Below are 23,241 nucleotides of genomic sequence, written 5' to 3'. Positions count from 1 at the left end.
CATGGCCATTTCCGGACGGTTCGTACTTCTGGCCCTGGCAGGGCTGTTGCCCGTGATGCTGTTTCCCGGCTGGGGAACGGTCCTGCTGGTCTGCCTGGTCCTGGGCGCACTCCTGCTGCTGGACCTTGCCCTGGCCGCGCCGCTGCGGAAGATCACGTTGGACCGCACTCTTCCGGGGAACGTCACGCTGACAGGCAGCTGCGAATCCGTCCTGACCATTGGGAACACCGGTCCGCGCCGGCTCCGCGGCCTCGTGCGGGACGCCTGGCAGCCGTCCGCCGGTGCGCAGAATCCGCGCCAATTCACCGACGTCCCGGCCGGCGAACGGCGGCGCATGAAGGTGCTGCTGAAACCTGCCCGGCGCGGCGACCTGAAGGCACCCCACGTGACCCTCAGGGCCTTCGGCCCGCTGTGGCTGGCCGCACGGCAGCGGACCCTCCCGTGTCCCGGCGCCGTGCGGGTGCTCCCGCCGTTCCACTCACGGCGCCACCTACCGTCCAAGCTCCGCAAATTGCGCGAGCTCGACGGAAAGGCCGCGGTCCAGATCAGGGGTGCCGGCACCGAATTCGATTCCCTCCGCGACTACGTCCGCGGTGACGACGTGCGCTCGATTGACTGGCGCGCCACGGCGAGACGGTCCGCCGTCGTCGTCCGTACGTGGCGTCCCGAACGGGACCGTCGCGTGGTCATCATGCTGGACACCTCCCGGACGGCGGCTGCGAGGATCGACGATGAACCCAGGCTCGATACCGGAATTGAGGCCGCCCTGCTGCTGGCCGTCCTTGCCGAACGCGGCGGCGACCGTGTGGATTTCTTCGCCTTCGACCGCCGGACGCGCGGACGGGCAGGCTCCGCGTCGAAAGGAAACCTGCTGGGACAGCTCGTGCAGGCGATGGCCCCGCTGGAACCGGAACTCATTGAGCTGGACTGGAGCCAGGTCCCGGGCCAGATCCGGCAAATATCGGCGCACCGTTCGCTGGTGGTGCTGCTGACACCGCTGGACAGCGGCGCACCGGAAGAGGGACTGCTGCCGATGGCCGCCCAGCTGGCGCAGCAGCATGTTGTGGTGGTTGCCTCCGTGCGGGACCCCATGCTCGGTACCATGCAAAAGGAACGCACGACGGCGGCGCAGGTGTTCCGGGCGGCAGCCGCCGAACGGGCACTGCTGGAACGCGAGGCGGTTGCCATCCAGCTGCGCCAGATGGGGGTGGAAGTGGTGGACGCCGAACCCCACCAGCTGCCGCCCGCACTGGCGGACGCCTATATCCGGCTCAAAGCCGCGGGCAGACTATGAAAGATGTGTCGAAAACCAGGAGGCCAACGTGACCACGCCTATCTATGAACGCGCCCTGGGCAGCGACTTCGCCCGGCTGCAACCCGAGCTCCAGGAGTACTTTTCGCTTGCTCCCGGCTCAGGACGCTACGGCGTCGGGGAGGGTGTCTTCGACGTTGTGGGGTGCCGGCAGCAGTGGCTCCGTCCGCTGCTGCGGCTGACCAGCGGGGAAGAAGCCTTCTTCCCGGAATACGGTGAGCGAATTCCCTTCCGGATCGAAAACCACGCGCACCTCGATCCGTTCGGCCGGTCGAGCCTCACCGCCAGGCGCGAGATCCAGTTTCCTGGCCGCACGCGGTTGTTCCATGACACCACCAGCCTTGACGACTCGCGGAGCAAGCCGGGGCTGGTGGACTATGTCGGCCGCTACCGGCGCCTGGTCACTGACCTCAACCTGAGCGTGACGGCCGAAGGCAGGCTCCGCGGCGTCTCCGAATCGTCCCGGCTGTTCCTGGGTGCCCTGCGCATCCCGCTGCCGGCGGCCTTGGATGCCAAGGCGTACGCGGAGCAGTGGTGGGAACCGGCGGAGGGCGAAAACGGCAAGCACCGGATCCAGGTCAAGGTGATCCAGCCGCAGCTGGGTCTCGTCCTGGTGTATGCGGGGAGCTTCGACTACCGCCTTCGCTCCTACCCCGGCCAAAGCGCGGGGCAGGGCCACCTCCCGGGCTACGCCCGGCCGGACCGGTGGGAGAGCCGCGTTTAGCCGAGGGCCAGCTGGTTGAGCCCGTCCGCCACCTGGGTGAGGCGGGTCAGCACGGCGGTGGCAGACGACGGCGTGTGCCCGGCCAGCCCCTCGGACGGCGTCACCCGGATGGAGCCGAGCGAGGAGGCGGGAAGGCCCAGCTGGCGCCACGGACGCCACACGTTCTCCACGGCTTCCTGCACTCGCGGCAGTGCGGCGGACCGGTTGCCCACCGCGAGCACCCCGGCCCACAGGCTCTTGCCGGCCTCGACCGCACCGGCGAGCTGTTCCCACTGGCGGGAGGTGAGCGCCTTGAGCGGGACGGCTATCCCATCTGCACCCGACGAAAGAATGCGGTCGAAGGGCGCCTCAACTTCGGCAACCGCGATCACCGTTTCGACGGCACCGGCTGCCTTGGCCGCATCGATGACCAGGCGCCACGCCTCTGTCACTTCCTGCCCCGGAACAGCCCGCAGGGTCCTGTAGCCGCTGGATGTGGGAATGGTGCCGGCGAGGACCGCCGCAATATCAGGTTCATCGATCTGGACCACCAGCCGCGCCCCGGGCACAGCCGTGCCGACGCGGGCCAGTAAATCACCGACGCCGGCTGCCAGCGATGCGGCGATATCGCGTCGGGCGCCGTAGTCGAGCAACACCCGTTCGCCGTTGTGGAGGTGGAGGCCTGCGGCCAGGCTCAGCGGTCCTCGCAGGTGGACCTTGAAGTCGCGGGCCGGGCTTTCTTCCGTCCCGGCAACGTCGGCCAGGACGTTGATGTCCGTTGACAGCGCCGACTTCGCCCGCATGAGGTCTTTCCCCGGACGATCCACGATCCGCCATCCGTGGGGCTGAACGTCGACGGCCAGGTCCACCAGGAGTGACGCGGTCCGGCCGAGGGCATCGGAGCCGACGCCGCGGTCCGGAAGCTCCACGAGGAACGGCAGGTGCGGGTTCCCGAGTTCGCCGCGGACGATCCGCGTCGCCTCCAAAGGATCGTCACCGGGCCACGGGCCCAGGGCAGTGGCAGTTACTTGCGATTCCGGCATGGCCTAGGCGTCGACGGCGGTGGACGGGGCGGGCGGGGAAAGCAGCGGCCGGCCGGCAGCGGACCCGTTGTTCCCGGCGGCCTGGTGGTCTTCGGCAATGGCTTCGTGGTGCCGGATGACCTCGCCGATGATGAAGTTCAGGAATTTCTCGGCAAATGCCGGATCCAGGTGGGCCTCCTCGGCCAGGCGGCGCAGCCGCGCAATCTGGGCAGTCTCCCGGCCCGGGTCCCCGGCAGGCAGCCTGTGCGCCGCCTTGAGGAAACCGACCTTCTGCGTGGCCTTGAACCGTTCGGCGAGGAGGAACACGAGCGTGGCGTCGATGTTGTCGATACTGGACCGGATGGACAGTAGTTCCGCCATGACCGATTGGTCGACTTGTCCGGCCAACGAGCTGGCTGAGGGGTCGTAGGATTCGGCGTCTGGAAGGTCTTGGTTCTGCTCGGTCATGGTCCCAGTCTATGGGCACCCCGCCAATTCCCGGTGGCTGTTAAGCGTCCCCGCAACGTTCCCGTGTGAGGCTGCCGGGGACGGAAATGCCCGCCGTCCGGAACGGACGGCGGGCATTTCCAGCAGGGAGCGGAACTAACCGGCCAGCAGCGCGCGGTTGGCTTCCCGGCGCTTGGCCTGTTCGTCCGGATCAGGGACGGGCAGCGACGCGATCAGCCGGCGCGTGTAGTCGTGCTGGGGGGCGCCCATCACCTGGGTGCCTAGCCCCTGCTCCACGAGCTTGCCCTTGTAGAGCACGCCGACCCAGTGGGACAGGATGTCGACGACCGCGAGGTCGTGGCTGATGAACAGCGCGGCGAAGCCGAATTCCGCCTGGATGTCCTTGAACAGTTCCAGCACCACAGCCTGGACGGAAACGTCCAGCGCCGAAGTGGGTTCGTCGGCAATCAGCAGCTTTGGGTTCAGGATGAGGGCCCTGGCCAGTGACGCCCGCTGCCGCTGTCCGCCGGACAGTTCGTGCGGGAACCGGTCAGCATACGACGCCGGCAGCTGCACCGATTCGAGCAGCTCACCAACGCGTTTCCGCGCCTGTGCCGGCGTGGGATTGCTGTGGATGATGAGCGGCTCGGCAACGCAGTCGCCGATGGTTAGTTGCGGGTTGAAGGACGCCGCCGGGTCCTGGAAAACGAAGCCGATCTCCTTGCGGAGGGGCTTGAACGTCCGTTCCTTGAGGTTCAGCATCTCGTAGTCCAGCACCTTCAGGCTGCCGCCCGTGGTGCGGTTGAGTCCGGCGATGGCGCGTCCGATAGTGGTTTTGCCGGATCCCGATTCACCGACCAGGCCGAAGACCTCACCCTCGGACAGCGTAAAGCTCACGCCGTCTACGGCCTTGAAAGCGGGGGTGCCCAGCCTGCCGGGGTACTCAATGGTCAGGCCCTTGGCTTCCACCAGGACTTTGCCACCCTGGTGGGCCCGCGTCGTCATTCCCTCGGAAGCGGAGTTCCTGCCTAGGTGCGGCACAGCCGCCAGAAGCTTCCGTGTGTACTCCTGTTTCGGCTCGGCGAACAGCACCCTGGCGGTTGCCTCCTCGACGACATCGCCCTGGTACATCACCACCACCCGGTCGGCGAGATCGGCCACCACCCCCATGTTGTGGGTGATGAGCACGATCGAGGTGCCGTACGTGTCCCGCAGGTCCCTGAGCAGCTGGAGGATCTCAGCCTGGACCGTAACGTCCAACGCTGTTGTTGGTTCATCGGCGACGATCAGCCCCGGATTAAGTGCCAGTGCGGCCGCAATGACGACACGCTGCTTCTGGCCTCCGGAAAACTGGTGGGGATAGTAGTCCACCCGGTTTTCGGGGTCCGGGATGCCCACTTTCCGGAGGGCCTCGATGGCGCGGGATTTCGCCTCCCTGGCCGACACTTTGCCGCCCTTGCCCTGCGCATGGGCACGGATGCCTTCTGCGATCTGCCATCCCACGGTGAAGACGGGGTTCAGGGCCGTGGACGGTTCCTGGAAGACCATGGCGACGTCCCGGCCGCGGATCTGCCGCAGCTTGGCGGCGCTGACACTGATGACGTTGTTCCCGTTGATCAGCACCGCACCGGAGCTGATGGCGGTCTCCGGGAGGAGGCCGAGGATGGTCTTGGCAGTAACCGTCTTGCCGGAGCCTGACTCACCGACGATCGCCACCACTTCGCCCGGGTTGACCTCAAGGCTGACGTCCTTGACGGCATAGACGTCCCCGGCATCGGTAGCGAAAGTGACCTTCAAGTGGTCAATATCCAGGACCGGGCCTGTGCCGTGCTTGTCGATGTTGGTGGTCATGAACTGCTCACTTCTGCTTGAATTCCTGCCTGCGCGGCTGCGTTCGAATCAGGCCCGCCCTTGCCGGAAGCGGCCTTCTTGCGTCCGCGCAGCCGCGGATCGTTGAGGTCGTTGATGCTCTCACCCATGAGGGTGAGGCCGACGACGGTCAGCACCATTGCGAGGCCCGGGAACACGCCCGTCCACCAGATGCCGGACGTGGTGTCGGCCAGCGCCTGCTTCAGGTCGAAGCCCCATTCCGCGGCGGAGCTGGGTTCGATGCCAAAGCCCAGGAAGCCCAGGCCTGCCATCGTGAGGATTGCTTCGGAGGCGTTCAGCGTGAAGATCAGCGGCAGGGTACGCGTCGCGTTCTTATAGATGTGCCGGCGCATGATGCGGATGTTCGAGGCCCCCACTACCTTGGCGGATTCCACGAAGGGTTCGGCCTTGAGGCGGATGGTTTCGGACCGGATCACCCGGAAGTACTGAGGAATGAAGACCACGGTAATCGAGATTGCCGCGGCCATGATGCCGCCCAGCAGGCTGGACTGGCCGCCGCTGATGACGATTGCCATGACGATTGCGACCAGCAGCGAGGGGAAGGCATAGATGGCGTCCGCGATGACAACAAGGATCCGGTCCAGCCAGCCGCCGATGTAGCCGCTGACGAGTCCCAGGATGACGCCGATGAAGATCGACATCAGGACGGCCACAACGATCACCATGATGGCCGTCTGCGTTCCCCAGATAACCCGGGACAAAACGTCGTAGCCGCCCACCGTGGTCCCCAGCAGGTGCTTTCCACCGGGCGCCTCCTGGGCGGGGAAGTTGCCGTCCGCGTCCGAAAGCTGGGCGTACCCGTAGGGAGCCAGGAGTGGCGCGAATATGGCCGTCAGCACAAATGCACTGGTCAGGACGAGTCCTGCAACCAGCATTCCGCGTTGCAGGCCCACGCTCTTGTTGAAGTGCGAGATGACCGGCAGCCGGCGGAAGAGCGAAGCGCGGGGATCCGCTGCGGGTTCAACAGTTGTTGGGGTGCTCATGTCAGTACCTCACGCGGGGGTCGATCAGCGCGGCAACAATGTCCACGATGAAGTTGGTCACGGCCACGATGACGGCGAGGAGGACCACGATGCCCTGGACCGCAACGAAGTCGCGTGCCGTGAGGTAGGTGGCCAGCTGGAATCCCAGCCCTTTCCATTCGAAGGTTGTTTCCGTCAGCACGGCGCCTCCGAGCATCACTGCGATTTGCAGGCCCATCACGGTGATGATGGGGATCAGCGCAGGCTTGTAAGCGTGCTTGGTGACCAGCCGGAATTCGCTGACGCCGCGGGAGCGCCCGGCCTCCACGTAGTCCCGGCCCAGGGTTCCGATCACGTTGGTGCGGACCAGCCGCAGGAAGATGCCTGCGGTCAGCAGGCCCAGGGCGAGGGCCGGCAGGACCGCGTGCGCCATGACGTCACCCAGTGCTGCCATGTTGCCACTGCGGATGGCGTCCAGCCAGTAGATGCCTGTCGGCGACTGCAGGGAGGTGAGCTCCAGTTCGCTGGAGGTCTTGGCGCGACCAGCCACGGGGAGCCACCCGAGCCACACGGCGAAAGTGAGTTTCAGGAGCATGCCGGCGAAGAACACAGGAGTGCCGTAGCAGACGATGGCGAAAACGCGAAGTACAGCGTCGGGGGCGTGGTCCCTCCGGTAGGCGGCGACCATGCCCAGCGGAATACCCACCAGCAGGGCCACCAGCAACGCGTTGATGGTCAGTTCCAGAGTGGCAGAGCCGTAGGTGGCCAGCATTTCCGTGACCTGGCGGTTGTCCGAGAGGGTGGTGCCGAAGTTGCCCGTGGCCAGATGTCCCAGGTACTCGAAATACTGCACGAGGATCGGACGGTCATAGCCTGCGGCGGTGATCCGCTCCGCCAGCTGCTCAGGCGGCAGCCGGCCGCCCATGGCCGCAGTGATGGGATCGCCGGTGATGCGCATCAGGAAGAACACCAGCGTCACGAGGATGAAAATCGTAGGAAAGATCAAGAGGAACCTGATCAGGATGTATTGGCCCAGTCCCCCGCCGGACGATTTCTTTTTTGACGGCAGCAGGCCGTCGGCGTCGGTTGGCGGCGCCTCAATCAGTGTTGTCATTGGTACCTAAATGTGTGCTTCCGGCGGCTTCGTGGGCCCCGAAATCTGTTGCCCTGCTCCAGCACGAAAGGCGGGACGCCGCACGGGCGCCCCGCCTCCTCGGCTGGCCAGGACCGGATGGAGAACTGGACCTACTTGGAAATTACGCCAAGCCGGGTCTTGAAGGATGCGTCCAGGGTCTTTTCGACACCCTTGACATCCTTTCCGGCGACCATGAGCTGGGCGCCCTGCAGCAGCGGCAGCGTGGAAAGATCCTTGGCCACGGCCGTCTGGGCTTCGCCCAGCACCTTTTCGCGCTCTGCCTTGTCAACGGTGGTGAGCTGGGTCTTGATCAGCTCGGTGACGGATGCATTTTCGTAGTGGTTCTTGAGGAAGTTGCCCGGCACGAAGAACGGGGTCAGGTAGTTGTCCGCGTCCGAGTAATCGGGGAACCAGCCGAGCTGGTACACCGGGTAGGCGTCAGCAGTGCGGTCCTTGGAGTAGGTGACCCACTCGGTGGACTGCAGGTCAACCTTGAACAGTCCGGACTTTTCCAGCTGCTCCTTGATCATCGCGTACTCGTCGCCGGATGACTTGCCGTAGTGGTCCGGGTTGTACTGCAGCTTGATGTTCACCGGTGCCGTGACGCCTGCATCGGCGAAGGCCTTCTTGGCCTTGTCCAGGCTGGGCTTGCCGCTGCCGTCGCCGTACATTTCCTTCAGTGGCTGGATCGCGCCAACGAAGCCGTCGGGCACCACAGAGTACGCCGGCAGGTAAGTGCCTTTGTAGACCTGGGTTGCGATGGCGTCGCGGTCAACGACGTTGGCCATGGCCTGGCGGACGGCGAGGGCCTTGGCGGGATCCGCGTCGGCAGCCTTGGCACCGAACGGCATGGTGTCGAAGTTGAACACGATGTAGCGCAGCTCTCCACCGGGGCCCTTGTGGACCTTGACCTTGGAGTCCTTCTCCAGGTCTGCGGCGTCAGTTGCGGTCAAGCTCCGTCCGGCGACATCAATGTTCCCCTGCTGGACGTCCAACTTGAGGTTGTTTGAGTCGGCGTAGTACTTGATGGTGGCGCCGTCGTTCGCGGGCTTGCCGAGCAGGCCCTTGTAGTCCGGGTTGACCTTGAGGCTGACAAGCTCGTTCTTCTTGTAGCTGTCGATCGTATAGGGGCCGGCGAACGGTTTGCCCTTGACGATTTCATCGTCCGTCATCAGCTTGTCGGCCGGGAAGACCTCTTCGTCGACGATCGGTCCGGAGTTGGCTGCAAGAACGCCCGGGAAGACCTGGTCATTGCCGGCCTTCAGCTTGAAGACAACAGTGGAGTCGTCCTTGGCGGTGACCGACTCAAGGTTTCCCAGGAGCGAAGCCGGACCGTTCGGGTCAGCGATGCTGACGACGCGGTCGATGGAGAACTTCACGTCCGAGGATGTGAGTGCGTGCCCGTTGGCAAATTTGAGGTCCGACTTGAGCTTCACGGTGTATTCCGTGGGGCTGGTGAATTCCGCGGACTCCGCGATGTCGGGCGTGGCGTCTGCCGTGCCCGGCTTGGCGTTCAGGAGGAACGGGTAGATCTGGTTCATCACCATGAAGGAACCGGCATCGTAGGACCCCGCAGGATCGAGGGTAACGACCTTATCGGTGGTGCCGTAGGTAATGGTTCCGCCTCCGGCACCGCCGGTGGAAGTTCCGCCGCCGCCGGACGGACCTGTGCAGGCTGTCAGTGCAAACGCGGAAACACCCGCGAGCGCGATAGCGCTGTGCAGGGCCTTTTTGTTCATTGCCATCTGTGGACTTTCTGTTCGATGAGTACACGCGTGCCGCCGCGCAACTGGATCAGTTGGACTCGGTGGGCGGGACGTTGTCCTGATCACACGATTCAATCAGACCCGAGCGCGGTGAATCGTTACAACCTGTGAGTTGAGACACAAAATTTACCTGATTGGGTCAAAACTATCGTTTTCTTCAGCATTCCGGCCTGATCAGCCTCCGACGGAACGATGAGTGAGTGCCCTAAGGAATTGCCATTGAAGAGTCTCCTTCCCGGGAATAGAGTTGCCCTACCCGGCTGAAGGGAACACATCATGAGCAAAGCCGCCCTCTGTGTGGGGATCAACGAATTTGAACACCTGCCGAAATCCAGCTGGCTGCAGGGCTGCGTCAACGACGCCCGGGACCTCGCCGCACTGCTGCAAACCGGGTATGGGTTCGCCGAGTCGGACATCTCGCTGTTGCTGGATTCCCAGGCCACAAAGAGCCAGGTGATGGCGCAGCTGGATTCGATGATGGACCGCGCGGCCGCCGGCGAACTCCGGCACATCGTCTTCACCTTCTCCAGCCACGGAACGCAGATTCCAGACACCAACAACGACGAAGCGGACCGGCTGGATGAAGCCTTCGCCTGCTTCGACATCAACAACACCGGCGACTCGTGGGATCCGGCCACCGTCATCTCGGATGACGAACTGTTCACCCTCTTTGCCCGCTTGCCGGACGGCGTGCTGATGGACGTTGTGCTGGACACCTGCCACAGCGGCACGGGCCTGAAATCACTGGACCTCCTGCCCGGGCGGCGGCCCCGCTTCCTGCCGGCACCGACCCCCCGCGGCGTTGCTGCCACGGAGTTCAACGACACGCGGGCACTGCGTGACCTGGTGAAGGCCGGCCGGGGCGTCAAACCCGTTCTTTTGGCCGCCTGCCGGGCCGATCAGACCGCCGCCGACGCATTCCTGGAGGGCCGGTACAACGGAGCCTTCACGTACAACTTCATCAAGGCGGTCACCGGCGACGGGGCCCTGGGCCGGGCGGACATCCTCAAGCTGGTCAGCAAGGGCCTCAGGGCCGGCGGCTTCGACCAGGTGGCCCAGCTGGAAGGCTCGACGCCCGCACGGAAGGCCCCGTGGGGAAGCTGATGCAGGCCGGAAGCTGACCGCGGCGCGGGAAGCTGACGGCGGCTCACTCCCGGCGCTCGTCCTCCGGGTGGAAGGTCGCCGCCGGCATCTTTATCCCTGCTTCCCTTTTGACGGTTTCCAGTTTCTCCTGCTGCCACTCCGCGTCCATGACCGGCTTGAGGGCTGCGAAACAGAGCCGTCCACCCTCGTCAAACCGCAGCAGACCGCCGCCGCGGACGGTGTAGTAGTCACTGTCCACCCGGAGGCCAAGCTTGTTCCTTGCTTCGGTTTTGGACATAGTGACTGACTGCACGTAGGACGCGCCGATTTCGGAGACAACGAAACCGTCCGGCCCCACCCGGGTACTTGGACGCACCCGGTTCACCACGATGCTCGTGTCCTGATCGATGCCGGCAGCCTCGATCAACCGCGGGTTCTCCCACATGAAGCGGTTGACCTCCTCGGGATCGGCAGCCAGGGCAGACAACCGGACCGGGTAGCGCAGATCGCGAAGATGCTTAAGGCCGTCCAGGAGTTCGTCGGGCTCCGTGGAAAGGTCAATGTCCCAAAAGGCGTCGCGCACGGCCTGCCGGTATCCCATCATGTCCGTCGGCACCAGGACGGCGTCAGCTGCGAGGATTCCCCGCAGCAGGTCCTCCCAGCCCGGGTCCACCGGCGGCATGTAGGCGAGCCCCCGCAGCACCATGCCCAGCATCTGATGCCCAAGATGCGCCCCCGCTTCCGCCACCTGGTACCGGCTGGAGCGGCCGCCCGGCCTGTCCAGCCGCTGTAGCCAGAGCCTCACGACGGCGTCCAGCACACCCTTCACCGCAATCTCGCCCCGCCGGTGGGGCTCGGGATCCAGCCGCCATTCGAAGGGCACGTCCACGTCGAGGGGCCGCCTGGCGGCGCCCCGCGAAAACAGCCCGTCGGCCAGTCCGAACAGCCCGGAGGCCAGGACTTCCTTCTCCATGTTCCGGGCGGGTATGGCTCCGCGCTTCCCGTCCGGACCCGGAACAGCCACTGACAATTGTTGTTCCACCCGCTCAGGCGAGGAAAAGACGCTCAGCATGGCCACCAGGTCGGCAATGCATTCGTGCAGCGCGTAGCCGTCGAGCAAGGCATCGCTGTCTGTCCACTGGCGCCGGTAGCCGTCCAGGATCGCATGAGTCACCTCATGGGCGACGAGGTCATGATAGAGCGCCAACGGGACGGAACGCGTGGAACGGTCGTCGGTTCGGTGCCCAAAACGGATCAAGCCGCGTTCGCGGTCGTATCCAGTGGAGGCGTAGGGGATCTTGTCATACACACTGATGAGCAGCCGGTGGCCCGAGGCCCAGCCCATCCGGCGCCCCAGGGTGACTTCAAATGCCTGAAGTGTTGCGGTCGCCACCGCATAGACGTGCTGTGCGAGAAACCGGCTGTCGGTTAGCAGCTCTTCCAGCCCGGCGGGTGCGTCCTGGTCGTCGATGCACCATTCGTTGCGGTCCACGGACAGGGAAATGGGCCGGGGACCGTCAGCCCCGGGAGCCCGCACGCGCAGCGCCAGGCGTGCGCCGGCCGGGCCGTTGACCACCCTCTCCACCGGCACCCGAATGCTGGTGGTGAGCGGCTTTCCTGCCTTGCGGGTGAAGGGGCCCTCGGCAAGGGCGGTCAGCGCGACCATTTCGAGGCCGTGACCGATGCCAAGCGCTGCAGAGACCATGCCGGGCCCGCTTTCCTCAACTTTGCAGGCCACCCGTGAAGCGGTTGCCTGCATGAAGCCTGGTTCCCCAGGCCTCAATTATTGCGGGAGCAGGGGTGATTGACTACGGCAAACCGCCGCGGGCACCCGATTCCGATTAAAGCGCCGCGCGCTGCAGCGAACGCGCTGCGTCAATGGTGGCCTGCCCCAGGACCCGGCTTCCCTGGTAGAGCACCACGGTCTGTCCGGGGGCCACTCCGCGCAGCGGGGTGGTCAGCGTGACCACAAGGTTCGTCCGCTCCGCGCCGCCGTCGTCCGTCAGCAGTTCCGTATGGGCGGTTGCGGGAACGGGATCGCCGTGGGCCCTGACCTGGGCGTGGCAGTCGAACTCGTCGCCGGTGGCGATTTCCGCAATCGGCAGGCCGGCCCACGATACTTTGATGCCGCGGATCTCGTCGATGGCCAGGAGCGCCTCGGGGCCCACCACCACCTTGTTTTCCTTGGGCCGGATCTCCAGGACGAAGCGGGGCTTGCCGTCGGCGGCGGGCGTGCCCAGCTTGAGACCGCGGCGCTGGCCTACGGTGAACGCGTTGGCACCGGGGTGCTCGCCCACCTTGGACCCGGTTTCATCAACAATGTCGCCCGTGGTCATGTCGATCTTCTCCGCAAGCCACCCCGCGGTGTCACCGTCCGGAATGAAGCAGATGTCGTGGCTGTCCGGCTTGTTGGCCACTGACAGCCCGCGGCGTTCGGCCTCGGCGCGCACTTCGGCTTTCGAGGGGGTGTCCGCCAGCGGGAACATGGAGTGCTTGAGCTGTTCGTGGGTGAGGACGCCGAGCACGTAGCTCTGGTCCTTGGCCCAGTCGGCCGCGCGGTGGAGTTCCGGGTTTCCGTCGGCGTCGGTGATCACCTTGGCATAGTGGCCGGTGCAGACGGCGTCGAAGCCCAGTGCGATGGCCTTTTCCAGCAGCGCCGCAAACTTAATGCGTTCATTGCAGCGCATGCAGGGGTTCGGAGTGCGTCCGGCGGCATATTCGTCGATGAAGTCCTGGACCACGTCCTCCTTGAACCGCTCCGAGAAGTCCCAGACGTAGTACGGGATACCCAGGACGTCGCAGGCGCGCCAGGCGTCGCGCGAGTCTTCGATCGTGCAGCACCCGCGGCTTCCGGTACGGAGCGTTCCGGGCATCCTGGACAGCGCCAGGTGGACGCCGACGACGTCGTGTCCTGCCTCGACGGCGCGGGCGGCGGCAACGGCGGAATCGACTCCGCCGCTCATGGCTGCAAGAACTCGCATGCTGGCTTTCTCTAGGGGAAGGTGTGATGGTGCGGCCGCAGCTGGTACCGGGCCGGCGCACAGAACGCGGCCGGATACACTGCATGCCCAACTATTCTACTGCCTCGCCCAAGGGGGACCCGAAATCGCCCCCGCGACCCCTTGACGCCCACAGATGCGGATTCTATTGTCAGGAATAGTATTTTTAGAAGCGGGCCGCCGACAGGGTCGGCCCTCCAGGGAATCGAGCGGCGTCATGGCTGTCGAACACACCACCGAAAGCATCGTCATAGCGGGCGCGGGGCTGGCTGGCGCCACCGCTGCCCGCACCCTGCGCAGCGAGGGGTTTGCCGGCAGGATCAGCCTCATTGGCTCCGAACTGCACCACCCATACCTTCGTCCGCCGCTTTCCAAGGAGTACCTGCTGGGCAAAGCCGGCGAGGACGCGCTCCCCGTGGCTCCCGAGGCCTGGTATGCAGAGAACGACGTCGACCTCCGACTCGGCGTGACCGTCGCCGCCGTCGACCCCGGCTCGCACTCAGTACGTCTCAGCAGCGGCGAGTCCCTGGACTACGATGCGCTCCTGCTGGCTACGGGCGCCCTCCCCCGTCGCCTTTCCCTGCCGGGGAGCGGGCTGGACGGCGTCACCATGTTCCGGACCCTGGATGACAGCCGCCGCCTCCGGGAACAGTTATCGCCGGGCGGACGGAACGTGGTGATGGTCGGCTCGGGCTGGATCGGGATGGAACTGGCGGCTGCTGCCATCAGCTACGGCAACCACGTGACGCTGCTCGGACTCGAGGATGTCCCGCTGGCCTCCGCCATCGGACCTGAACTGGGCGGGTTTTTCCGCTCCGTTCATGAAGCACACGGTGTCCGGTTCCGCCCGGGCGCAACCGCATCCGAGCTACGCGGCGACTCCGGCCGCGTCACCGGCGTGGTCACCGGCTCGGGCGACGTATTGCCGGCCGACGTCGTGGTGATTGCCGTGGGCGTGGCACCGGACACCCGGCTCGCGGAGCAGGCAGGACTGGTCCTTGACAACGGGATACTGACGGACGCCTCCCTGCGGACCAGCGTCCCGGATATCTTCGCCGCCGGGGACGCGGCAAACGCGCTGCACCCGTTCACGGGGCAGCACCACCGCAGCGAGCATTGGCATAATGCGCTCAGCGGCGGAAAGATCGCGGCCAAAGCGATGCTTGGCCAGGGTGCAACTCTGGACACGATTCCGTACTTCTACACCGACCAGTACGACCTCAGCATGGAGTACTCGGGTTTCCCCACCCTGGCGGCGGCCGCCGAACCGGTTATCCGCGGGTCACTGGAGGGCAGGGAATTCATCGCATTCTGGCAGCATGAGGGCCGCGTGGTGGCAGGGATGAACGTCAACGTTCCCCGCACACAAAAAGCCATCAAGGCACTGATCTCCAGCCGGGAGACCATCGGGCCGGGCCGTCTGGCAGATCCCGGCGTCGCGCTGGATCAGCTCCTGGCGGACGACTGACGGGCCACTGTGGCGGCGGTCTGGATGGTCGATTCGTGCCCGGCCATGCCTGCCTGGCGGGCCCGGTCGTAGGCGCCCGGCAGTGCCGCCAGGAGGGCGTCGACGTCGGACTCTGTGGACGCGTGCCCCAGGGAGAAACGCTGCGCGCCGCGTGCGGTGTCCTCATCGAGCCCCATGGCCAGCAGGACGTGCGAGGGCCGTGGCACGCCGGCGGTGCAGGCCGAACCCGTGGACGATTCGACGCCGGCAAGGTCCAGCAGGAAGAGCAGGGAGTCACCCTCGCAGCCCGGGAAGGTGAAGTGCGCGTTGCCGGGCAAGCGTCCATCGCCCGGCGCTCCACGGAGGACGGCGTCGGGGACGGCGGCCCGCACGCCGGCGATCAGCCTGTCCCGCAGCCCGGCGATGCGGGCCGCTTCCCCGGGGAGGTCTTTGGTCACGGCTTCGGCAGCTGCGGCGAAGGCGGCGATCGACGCCGTGTCCAGCGTGCCCGACCGCACGTCGCGTTCCTGCCCTCCGCCGTGCAACACCGGCGTTAGCTTGACGGCGCGGCCCAGCAGCAGGGCACCGACCCCCACCGGGCCGCCGATCTTGTGGCCGGAGATGGACATGGCGTCCAGCCCGCTCGCCCGGAAGTCCACCGGCAATGACCCAAAGGCCTGGACTGCGTCCGAATGCACCGGAACGCCCACGGCATGGGCCGCCGCGACCACCTCATGCACCGGCTGGATGGTGCCAACCTCGTTGTTTGCCCACATCACCGAGACGAGGGCGATGGTCTCCGGGTTTCGGGAGAGCTCCGACCTCAGCGCATCCAGGACCACTACGCCGTCGGAATCCACGGGCAGCCACGTGACCTCGGCGCCCTCGTGCCGCTCCAGCCACTCCACCGTGTCCAGGACAGCATGATGTTCGACGGCGGAGCACAGGATCCGCGTGCGCTCCGGCTTCTCAGCGCGGCGGGCCCAGTAAAGGCCCTTGACAGCCAGGTTGTCAGCCTCCGTGCCGCCCGAGGTGAAGATGACTTCCGACGGGTGGGCCCCGGCTGCTGCGGCTATTGCCTCGCGGGCGTCCTCCACAGATCGTCGTGCCCGGCGGCCGGATCCGTGCAGCGACGACGGGTTGCCGGTCCTGGCCAGTTCGCGGGTGAGTACCGCCAGGGCCTCGGCGGCGATGGGCGTGGTGGCGGCATGATCGAGGTAGACGGACACAAGCCAATTCTAGCCGCGGCAACCCTGCCTGCCCCGGCACCGGGGTAGATTCGAGCGGTGAAAGCCTCGATTTACCTGGTGCTGGCCACCCTGTTCTGGTCCGGCAACCTTGCGGTGGGGCAGGCAGCCGTGGACACCATGACGCCGCTGGAACTCACCTTCTGGAGATGGGCGCTGGCCGCCCTTCCACTCGTGGCGCTGGCCCATTTTGTGGAACGTCCCGACTGGCGCGCCGTCCTTGGCCGCTGGCGGGTACTGCTGCTCCTGAGCGTGCTGGGCATGGGCTGCTACACCCTGCTGCTCTACACCGCCCTCCAGCACACGTCCGCTCTCAACGCTTCGCTGATCACGGCTGCCAATCCGGCGCTCATCGTGGTGATGGCCATCTTCATGCTCGGTGAAAAGCCCGGCCTCTTCGGCTGGCTGGGCATCGCCCTGGGTCTCACCGGGGTGCTCCTGGTCCTGACCCGGGGCGAACTGCTCCGGGTGTTCAGCATTACCTTCAATTTCGGTGAACTGCTGATGATCGGGGCGATTGTTGTGTGGGGTTTCTACACCATTATTTCCCGGCGGCTGGGCTTGCCGGCCATCGCGGCCACAGCCGTTCAGGTGGTGATGGCCACGGTCCTGCTGGGTCCGGTGGCACTCGCCGCGGGCGCCGGTTTCCCTGCTACCGCAGCCGAAGGATGGTCGATCGCCTACATCGCTGCCTTCCCTTCGCTGGGGGCGTACCTGTGCTGGAACCTCGCACTCAAAACGACGGCGCCCGCCACCGCCGGCAATTACCTGAACCTGATCGTTGTGTTCACGGCGGCCATCACGGTGATGATGGGCATTCCGGTCAGCCTGCCCCAGATCGTCGGGGGCATGCTTGTCGTAGCCGGTGTGCTGCTGGCAGGCCGGCCCCGGAAACCCGCGGAAATCAGGGCGGCGTAATCCTGGCGCAGCACTGGCCGGCGGCCTTGTTCCCCACGATGCGGTCCTCGGCAACACCGCAGCCGGCAGCCGCGCCGGTGAGGAACGCTCCGTTCATGGCACAGACCACGTCGGCATGGCCGTCCGCAAGCCGGTGAAACGGGCAGTTGCGCAGTGCGAAGCCGCCCGCACCGTCCGGATCCGGCAGGTACCCTTCCGCGGAGAGGAATTCCTCGAGGCTGTGACTCCCCTCCGCCATTTCCAGGCCCTTCGCGTAGGAGGTGGCCAGCAGCGCGTCCCGGACGGGCTCGCCGGCGGCACTGGACCGTTCGATCGCGGCGGCCATGAGTTCACCGGCCAGGTCATAGTTACGGTCGGGCACGGAAGCACTCAGTTCCGGCTGGGCCGGCCGGTACAGCTTTGCCGGCCGGCCAGAGCCGGGTCCGGCCTTCCCTCCGAGCTTGCGGAACTCAACGGTAAGCACGCCGTCCTGCACCAGCCTGTCCAACTGGAACGATGCCGTACTTCGCGGGATCTCCAGGGCGGCGGCCGCTTCGTCCCGTCCTACCGCCCCGGAGGACGACGAGACGAATCCGAAGAGTTTCCTGCGGTTCTCATCACCAAGCGATGCCACGGCCGCGATCCGGCGGGCCCAGGGAAGTCTGCGCATGGAACACCCTAACTCTAAAAACAAGATTCATTGCTTAATTCAGGATCTCTTTCTAAAATTATGTTACCTACTTTTAGAAGGAGCAAGCCATGAAATCATCCTCGGTGCTGACCACGCCCTCCCGCAGCCTGGCCTCCGAGCCGGGCAGGCAGGCCTTCCTGCTGCTTCGCACGGTCTTCACGGTCGCCCCGGTCATTTTCGGCCTCGACAAGTTCACCAACCTGCTCGCCGACTGGACCATGTATCTGGTCCCCGTGGCCACAGCCGTGGTTCCGTTGCCGGCCCAGACCATCATGTACATCGTTGGTGTCGTGGAGGTTGTTGCCGGTATAGCGGTGGCGCTCCGGCCACGCTTCGGATCGATGCTGGTGGCCGTGTGGCTGCTGGGAATCATCATCAACCTGCTGCTCCTGGGCAGCTTCTTCGACGTCGCACTTCGCGATTTTGGCCTGCTCGTGGCCGCCCTGGCCCTCAACCGGCTGTCACCCCGGAGTTCCCGCAAGGCCTAGCGGGAACGGCTCAGTCCGTTGGCGGAACGACAACCAGGCGTTCCGCCACGTCAGCCCGGGCCACTGCGAGCGCAGCGGAGTCCGGGCACACGAGTGAAATGTAAACAGACGACCCCGCTTTGCCAAAAAGCCTGGCCAGCACCGCTGCCGACCTTCCGCCTGGCGCCGATACGCCGTCGTAAGCCAGCACCTCAACCATCGGCCCGGGTTTGCCCGGTTCGCCGCCCCAGCGCAGGGTGTCGGTCTTCAGGTAGCCGGGGACCACGGTGGGATCCAGATACCGAAACAGTTCAGCGGTGGAGGCCTTGTCATCTCCGGTAACGGCCAGTGAGCCCTGATTCACGCGGACCCTGGCCGACACAACGCATCCGTCGGCTTTGACGTAGCGGTTCTCCCCGGCCACGTTCTCCTTGACCGGCTTCCAGCCCGGCGCCTCACGGAGCCCGTCCGAAAGGCCGACGGCGACTCCTGGGGCAAGGGAGTCCCCGGCAGTAAACGGAAGGTCCTTCGCGGCCACGGCCGCCGCATCGTGGCCCGGCGTAATGGTGGGCGTTGCCAGCGATGGCGTGGTCTGGACAGCGCTCGGGGCTGCAGGATCCGGGACGCCCACACTGCAGCCGCCCGCGCCGGCCAGCACCACTGCCAGGGTCAGCGTCCGCGCCAACTGCCGGATCACCCCGGTCAGAGTGTACGAACGGTTCGCAGCGTGTCCCCTGCCCATCGATTGCACACGGCCCCCACATACGCTCTGCCGGCGGCGCTGTTCCGGCCGGTCCTCCGCAAGAGTTTAGACGCTCCGGCCGGTATGCCGTCACGGCACGGCCAGCACCCTGATGGCCCCGGGCACCACCTCGATGGTCAGCGGCAACGGGCCGACCCGCTCGCCGTCGGCGTACGCAACAACGTTCGCGGCGGAGAGCTCAACACGGCGCACTTGCCTGATGTGCACTGCCCGGTGCCCGGTATGGCGGCCGGAAAAGACTTTCGGGAAGACTGCCAGGAAGCGCACCCTGGACAGCGGCTTCACGATGAACAGGTCCAGGAACCCGTCGTCGAGCACGGCGTCGGGGGTCACCTTCATGCCGCCCCCGATGGACTGGCCGTTCGCCACCGAAATGAGCATGGCCCCCTGCCGCCAGGTTTCGCCGTCGGCTGTCACGGTGTAGTCCACGGCTTTGAACGTGGCCAGTTCACGGAGCATGGCCAGGTTGTACCTGCTCCTGCCGCGGGGCCAGCGCCACGCGTTGGCGCGTTCGTTCACGGCGGCGTCGAAGCCGGCGGAAACCACTCCGGCGAACCATCTGGTTGCGCCATTCCCTGTGACGCGCCCTGCATCAATAAGGCGCCCGCCACCGTCGAGTGCAGCCAGGATCCGTTCACAGGCGGCCGTTGCATCGTTCAACGGGAGGCTCAGGGCCCGCGCCATGTCGTTGCCCGTACCGCTGGGAACGATACCCAGCGGCACCGTTCCGTAGGGCACGGCAAGTCCGGCGAGGGCGTTGATCCCCAGATGGACCATTCCGTCGCCGCCCACAACTACCAGGGCGTCGCAGCCCGAGTCCAGGGCCTCAACCACGGCAGCCGCGAGCCGGTCATAGCTGGCCTTTCTCAGCACGATCACATGTGCCCCGGCAGCGCGGAAGAAGGCCACTACGGCCTCTCCCGTGTGCCGGGTACCGCCGAACGAAGCACGCGGGTTGATGGCCACTGCGATGATCATGCGCTGAATTATGCCAGTGGCCGGGAACCAGAGCCGCCGGCGCGGACGTTGAGGCTGTACACGGTTAAACTGGGCGGACCGGACTGCCTGAGTGGACTGGAACCGACAAGATAAGGATCAGTGCTTGACCCAGGGCAGCAGCTCCCATTACCAGGTCCTTCGCCTTCCCGTGACGGCGACGGACAAAGAGATCAAGGTGGCCTACCGCAAGGCTGCCAGGCGGGCACATCCCGACCACGGCGGCGACGCCGCCGTTTTCCGGCAGGTGACCCTTGCCTACGAGACGCTGATTGATCCGAAGCGGCGGGCCGCCTACGACCGCTCGTACGCACATGGAACTGGCGCGACTCCGACGGAAGGCGCCCATTTCGACGCGCCCGCTGCCGGGAGCCGGGCGTCGGCAACCGTCCACCGGCCCAACAGTCCGCGCAACACGGCAGGCGACGCTCCGGTCTACGTCCCTCCGTTCGAGGACCAGGAGTCCGGCAGCGTTCCGCTGATCCCCGCGGAGCTTGCCGCCCGGCAGGTCCACGGCATGCCGCGGAAGCGGGGCATTTTCGGTGCGGAAGCCCGTATCCAGCGGGAAATGCGGACCGTTCAGCTGATCAGCAGGCAGATCCTCCCGGCCATTCCCGCCGCACGGCTGATCAACGGGCTGCAGTCACCGGCGGACAACAGCCACATCGACCACGCACTGCTGTCCGGCTACCGGCTCGCGCTGATCGGATCCATGCTGTTGCCCAAGGGTGCGTACGCCTGGAACGGCAGCACCCTGACGCACGGCGGCCGGGCCATTGCTCCGCCGCAGCTGGCGCACATCGTCCGGCGTATGCAGGACATCTTCCCGGAGCTGAACGTGACGGGATGGACCGTCATCCACAGTCCGGACGGCAACCTCCATGAGCCGGTGATCGACCACCACCGGCGATCACCCCGCGGGCATGAAACGGTACAGGTGGTCAACGGGGCCGGACTGGTCCGGGGACTCAAGGAGTTCCTGAGCTCCGGGCCCGCTCCGAATACCGTCAACGTCCCCGCCCTCGCCAGGCTGCTCCGCGGGATGCACTGACGGCTGGCTTGCACGGGCTGGCCTGCATGGAACGGACATCCGGGGGACGGGCGGCACGGACAGCGGACGGGGCGGGCGGTCGCTAGGATGGGACGGTGTTTCGCATCCTCTTCCACTCCCCCGAAATTCCCGGCAACACCGGCAATGCCATCCGGCTGGCTGCCATCACCGGTGCCGAGCTGCACCTGGTGGAGCCGCTGGGCTTTGACTTTTCCGACGCCAAACTACGCCGTGCCGGCCTGGACTATCACGACCTCGCCGTCGTGACGGTGCATAAAGACCTCGGCGCTGCCTGGAAAGCTTTGCAGCCCGAGCGCGTCTACGCGTTCACGTCCGATGGCGAAACCTCCTACACGGACATCAGCTACCTGCCCGGCGATGTGCTCCTCTTTGGCCAGGAATCCGTGGGACTGCCGGAGGATGTCAAGCACGACCCGCACGTAACGTCGCGGGTGCGGCTGCCGATGCTTCCCTCGCTTCGGTCCCTGAACCTCGCGAACGCGGCGTCCATTGCGGTTTTTGAAGCCTGGCGCCAGAACGGCTTCGCCGGCGCCAAGCTCTAGCCCGGCTCGCCCCGACCACGGCCCCGGGCACTGCCGCTGCCCCGACCGGCCGGCCGGCAATTAGTGGCACTCCTCCGCCCATCCTTCCGCGCCTGCACTCCGAATAACCTGTGAAGGCCAACCCGGGCCCCTACAGGATCGAGGAGCGGCAGGTGACTACAGTGCAGGTCCGCAGGTCCCCGGCCCGGAACAGTCGCACCGCCCACGGCGACGTTCCGAGCGCTCCCGGTGCCAAGCGTTCGCCCGAAATCGACTTATGCTTGGGGGTAATGGAAACTCCCAACGCCCCAAACCCCGAAGCCACCGCTTCCCCGGGCACTCCCGTCGAAGTGAACCGGCGGCTCGGTGAGCTGCTGGCACTCATCGCCAACGGTGACCAAGGGGCGTTCGCGGAATTCTATGAACTGACTTCCCGGCGCGTCTTCGGCATGGCACGCCGCGTGCTGATCGATCCCGAGCTCAGCGAGGACACCACTCAGGAAGTCTTCCTGCAGGTCTGGCAGAACGCGGCGAAATTCAATCCTGAGGCGGGCAGTCCGCTGGCATGGCTGATGACGATCTCGCACCGGCGTGCCGTGGACAAGGTCCGCTCCTCCCAGTCGTCCACTGACAGGGAAGCCAAATACGGCGCGAGCAGCCAGGACATTGACCATGACTCCGTTTCCGATGAGGTCGGCAGCAGGCTGGAAGCAGAAGCCGTTGTCAGGTGCCTGGATACCCTCACCGAGACGCAGCAGCAATCCGTCCGGCTGGCCTACTACGGCGGACTAACGTACCGCGAAGTCGCGGAGAAACTGAACGCCGCCGTACCCACCATCAAGTCCCGCATCCGCGATGGGCTGATCCGCTTGAAGACCTGTCTGGGGGTGAGTTGAGATGACCGACGTGAACCAACCGAACAGCAGCCGTCCGCCCGGGATGTTTGCCCACGATATCGCCACGGACCTGGCTTCCGGCCGTGCCGTGGAACTCGCCGAAGTGTATGCCCTGGACGCTGTGACCCCCGCCGAACGGGCCGCCATTGAGGAATACATCTCGGCCGCGCCGGGGCCGGAACGGGACGCCTTCGACGAACGCGTCCGGCAGGCACGCGAAACGCTGGCCTTCACCTTCACTGCGGAGGAGGAACCGCCCGCGGGGCTGTTCGACCGCATTGTGGCCCAGCTTCCGGCGCAGCCCGGCATCGTTCCGGTTTCCACCCCCATAGTCCACGGGCATGCGCAGGAACCGGGCCAGGCGCCTGGCACTGACGAACTCGGCGCCGCCCGTCAGCGCCGTGAAGAACGACGCCGGGCGCCCGGGCTCCGTAACTGGTTTATCGGGGTGGCCGCTGCCGCTGTCATCGCGCTGGGCGGCGTCGGAGTGGGAGCCTATGTGGCAAACCAGAACGATCCGCTGAACCAGGTGCTCCAGGCCCAGGATGTCCGGCAGGCAACCGTCGACGTCAGTGGCGGAGGAACGGCCACGGTTTCCATCTCGTCTTCCAAGGACGCAGTGGTGGTCAAGATGAACGGGGTGCCGGCTCCTCCGTCCGGCAAGGTGTACCAGATGTGGCTGATCCCCAAGGACGGCTCCGCTCCGGTTTCGCAGGGGCTCATGGACGCAGAGGCGTTGTCCAAGCCGGCCGTGGTGAAGGGCATCCATTCCGCGGCCGCGCTGGGCATCACCGTTGAACCGGTGGGCGGCTCGGCTTCGCCCACGTTGCCGACAGTCGCAGCGGCCCCTCTCGGCGCGTAGCCTGCTGCCGCCGCCAAGGCCGCGGGCTGGGAGCTCGGCTACGGTCCGCTGGAACCGCGAGAC

Annotated in this window: 22 protein-coding genes; 10 read left to right on the top strand and 12 right to left on the bottom strand. The window is 65.9% G+C overall.

All coding sequences use genetic code 11. From position 1 onward, the window contains the following. Position 1 precedes the first annotated feature (1 nt). Together AC07YR_RS17410 and AC07YR_RS17405 are read left to right on the top strand one after the other, a co-directional pair. Complete coding sequence (locus AC07YR_RS17410) at positions 2–1,294, top strand: DUF58 domain-containing protein (RefSeq protein ID WP_436058066.1); 1,293 nt, start codon at positions 2–4, stop codon at positions 1,292–1,294. Positions 1,295–1,322: 28 nt separating this feature from the next. Next, a complete protein-coding gene (locus AC07YR_RS17405) occupies positions 1,323–2,036 on the top strand; it encodes a DUF4166 domain-containing protein (RefSeq protein ID WP_436058067.1) in 714 nt (237 codons plus the stop codon). Here AC07YR_RS17405 and AC07YR_RS17400 read toward each other — a convergent pair. From AC07YR_RS17400 to AC07YR_RS17375, 6 genes are all read right to left on the bottom strand, one after another. Continuing rightward, positions 2,033–3,058 (bottom strand): uroporphyrinogen decarboxylase/cobalamine-independent methonine synthase family protein, encoded by a 1,026-nt coding sequence (locus tag AC07YR_RS17400; RefSeq protein ID WP_055796498.1) that lies wholly within the window; start codon positions 3,056–3,058, stop codon positions 2,033–2,035. The genes AC07YR_RS17405 and AC07YR_RS17400 overlap by 4 nt on opposite strands. A 3-nt stretch (positions 3,059–3,061) precedes the next feature. Next, positions 3,062–3,505: a chorismate mutase gene (locus tag AC07YR_RS17395; RefSeq protein ID WP_055796502.1), complete on the bottom strand. Its 444-nt coding sequence runs from the start codon at positions 3,503–3,505 to the stop codon at positions 3,062–3,064. 135 nt (positions 3,506–3,640) lie between these two features. Further along, entirely contained in the window at positions 3,641–5,335 is a 1,695-nt protein-coding gene (locus AC07YR_RS17390; protein ID WP_436058068.1) for an ABC transporter ATP-binding protein, read from the bottom strand. Next, positions 5,332–6,357 (bottom strand): ABC transporter permease, encoded by a 1,026-nt coding sequence (locus tag AC07YR_RS17385; protein ID WP_436058069.1) that lies wholly within the window; start codon positions 6,355–6,357, stop codon positions 5,332–5,334. Before AC07YR_RS17385 ends, AC07YR_RS17390 begins: the two co-directional genes overlap by 4 nt. Position 6,358: 1 nt before the next feature. Beyond that, entirely contained in the window at positions 6,359–7,450 is a 1,092-nt protein-coding gene (locus AC07YR_RS17380) for an ABC transporter permease (protein ID WP_436058070.1), read from the bottom strand. Between the two features lie 131 nt (positions 7,451–7,581). Continuing rightward, positions 7,582–9,216, bottom strand: coding sequence for an ABC transporter substrate-binding protein (locus tag AC07YR_RS17375; RefSeq protein WP_055796513.1), 1,635 nt, complete (start codon positions 9,214–9,216; stop codon positions 7,582–7,584). 297 nt (positions 9,217–9,513) lie between these two features. Here AC07YR_RS17375 and AC07YR_RS17370 point away from each other — a divergent pair, with 297 nt between their 5' ends. Continuing rightward, positions 9,514–10,341, top strand: coding sequence for a caspase family protein (locus tag AC07YR_RS17370; protein ID WP_436058072.1), 828 nt, complete (start codon positions 9,514–9,516; stop codon positions 10,339–10,341). A 43-nt stretch (positions 10,342–10,384) separates the two neighbouring features. Here AC07YR_RS17370 and AC07YR_RS17365 read toward each other — a convergent pair whose 3' ends face one another. Continuing rightward, on the bottom strand, positions 10,385–12,079 hold the full coding sequence (locus AC07YR_RS17365) for a gluzincin family metallopeptidase (protein ID WP_494734675.1): 1,695 nt from the start codon (positions 12,077–12,079) through the stop codon (positions 10,385–10,387). Positions 12,080–12,161: 82 nt separating this feature from the next. Then, positions 12,162–13,301: a tRNA 2-thiouridine(34) synthase MnmA gene (gene mnmA, locus AC07YR_RS17360; RefSeq protein WP_055796522.1), complete on the bottom strand. Its 1,140-nt coding sequence runs from the start codon at positions 13,299–13,301 to the stop codon at positions 12,162–12,164. A 235-nt stretch (positions 13,302–13,536) separates the two neighbouring features. Here mnmA and AC07YR_RS17355 point away from each other — a divergent pair, with 235 nt between their 5' ends. Beyond that, positions 13,537–14,787 carry an NAD(P)/FAD-dependent oxidoreductase gene (locus AC07YR_RS17355; RefSeq protein ID WP_436058074.1) on the top strand — a complete coding sequence of 417 codons (1,251 nt, stop codon included), beginning with the start codon at positions 13,537–13,539 and terminating at the stop codon, positions 14,785–14,787. On the opposite strand, the gene AC07YR_RS17350 is transcribed toward AC07YR_RS17355, so the two are convergent. Beyond that, entirely contained in the window at positions 14,766–15,995 is a 1,230-nt protein-coding gene (locus AC07YR_RS17350) for a cysteine desulfurase family protein (RefSeq protein WP_055796526.1), read from the bottom strand. The genes AC07YR_RS17355 and AC07YR_RS17350 overlap by 22 nt on opposite strands. Positions 15,996–16,052: 57 nt before the next feature. Here AC07YR_RS17350 and AC07YR_RS17345 point away from each other — a divergent pair, with 57 nt between their 5' ends. Further along, entirely contained in the window at positions 16,053–16,931 is an 879-nt protein-coding gene (locus tag AC07YR_RS17345) for a DMT family transporter (protein WP_436058075.1), read from the top strand. Here the strand turns inward: AC07YR_RS17345 and AC07YR_RS17340 are convergent. Then, the gene (locus AC07YR_RS17340; protein ID WP_436058076.1) at positions 16,918–17,580 is read right to left on the bottom strand and encodes a helix-turn-helix transcriptional regulator; all 663 of its coding nucleotides are present in this window, start codon (positions 17,578–17,580) and stop codon (positions 16,918–16,920) included. The genes AC07YR_RS17345 and AC07YR_RS17340 overlap by 14 nt on opposite strands. 89 nt (positions 17,581–17,669) lie before the next feature. Here AC07YR_RS17340 and AC07YR_RS17335 point away from each other — a divergent pair, with 89 nt between their 5' ends. Next, positions 17,670–18,089, top strand: coding sequence for a hypothetical protein (locus tag AC07YR_RS17335; protein WP_436058077.1), 420 nt, complete (start codon positions 17,670–17,672; stop codon positions 18,087–18,089). A 10-nt stretch (positions 18,090–18,099) separates the two neighbouring features. Here AC07YR_RS17335 and AC07YR_RS17330 read toward each other — a convergent pair whose 3' ends face one another. Together AC07YR_RS17330 and AC07YR_RS17325 are read right to left on the bottom strand one after the other, a co-directional pair. After that, positions 18,100–18,810 carry a hypothetical protein gene (locus AC07YR_RS17330; protein WP_494734714.1) on the bottom strand — a complete coding sequence of 237 codons (711 nt, stop codon included), beginning with the start codon at positions 18,808–18,810 and terminating at the stop codon, positions 18,100–18,102. Between the two features lie 90 nt (positions 18,811–18,900). Next, positions 18,901–19,809 (bottom strand): diacylglycerol/lipid kinase family protein, encoded by a 909-nt coding sequence (locus AC07YR_RS17325; protein WP_055796538.1) that lies wholly within the window; start codon positions 19,807–19,809, stop codon positions 18,901–18,903. Between the two features lie 124 nt (positions 19,810–19,933). Here AC07YR_RS17325 and AC07YR_RS17320 point away from each other — a divergent pair, with 124 nt between their 5' ends. From AC07YR_RS17320 to AC07YR_RS17305, 4 genes are all read left to right on the top strand, one after another. After that, entirely contained in the window at positions 19,934–20,878 is a 945-nt protein-coding gene (locus tag AC07YR_RS17320) for a J domain-containing protein (protein ID WP_436058079.1), read from the top strand. A 95-nt stretch (positions 20,879–20,973) separates the two neighbouring features. Beyond that, on the top strand, positions 20,974–21,441 hold the full coding sequence (locus AC07YR_RS17315; protein ID WP_436058080.1) for a tRNA (cytidine(34)-2'-O)-methyltransferase: 468 nt from the start codon (positions 20,974–20,976) through the stop codon (positions 21,439–21,441). A gap of 269 nt (positions 21,442–21,710) precedes the next feature. Beyond that, a complete protein-coding gene (locus AC07YR_RS17310; RefSeq protein ID WP_436058081.1) occupies positions 21,711–22,316 on the top strand; it encodes a sigma-70 family RNA polymerase sigma factor in 606 nt (201 codons plus the stop codon). A 1-nt stretch (position 22,317) separates the two neighbouring features. Further along, positions 22,318–23,178: an anti-sigma factor gene (locus tag AC07YR_RS17305; protein WP_055796548.1), complete on the top strand. Its 861-nt coding sequence runs from the start codon at positions 22,318–22,320 to the stop codon at positions 23,176–23,178. The last annotated feature ends 63 nt before the right edge of the window (positions 23,179–23,241 follow it).

The sequence above is a fragment of the Arthrobacter sp. GW460-12-1-14-TSB2 genome, from assembly GCF_059423525.1.
This window is presented reverse-complemented; position numbering and strand designations above follow the sequence as displayed.